Here is a 352-nt window from a genome sequence, read left to right on the forward strand (position 1 = left end):
TTGACGATGACGATGCGGACGCGGTGGTGGCCGTGGTGGCGGTGACCCCACCTCTTCCACCGGTTCCAGCCCCATCCCCAGCCGCCGCAGCGGTGCCGGTAGCAGCCGTGCCCGGCCAGCACCGACGTGCCGGCGCTGACCTGCGTGGCCGCGCTCGCGGCCGACGTGACCGCCCCCGCGCTCACCACACCGCCGGTCAGCGCGGTGCTGATGGCGAGCCCTGCGACAACACTTTTGAGCTTGGGCATTGCGTGTTCCCCCTAAAGGATTCGATTGCCCCGTCACGGATGACAAACCAGCACATCATCCGTACAAGCGATATAACCCCACGAAAGGAGCACAAACCGGACTT

The 352-nt window shown here is 66.2% G+C and carries 1 protein-coding gene; it reads right to left on the reverse strand.

All coding sequences use genetic code 11. The features are described 5' to 3' along the window. Positions 1 to 248: hypothetical protein (locus IO39_RS43515; protein ID WP_043637789.1), on the reverse strand; the 248-nt coding region annotated here is incomplete at its 3' end. Positions 249 to 352 lie beyond the last annotated feature (104 nt).

The sequence above is a fragment of the Nonomuraea candida genome (genome assembly GCF_000725485.1).
GTDB classification, from domain to species: domain Bacteria; phylum Actinomycetota; class Actinomycetes; order Streptosporangiales; family Streptosporangiaceae; genus Nonomuraea; species Nonomuraea candida.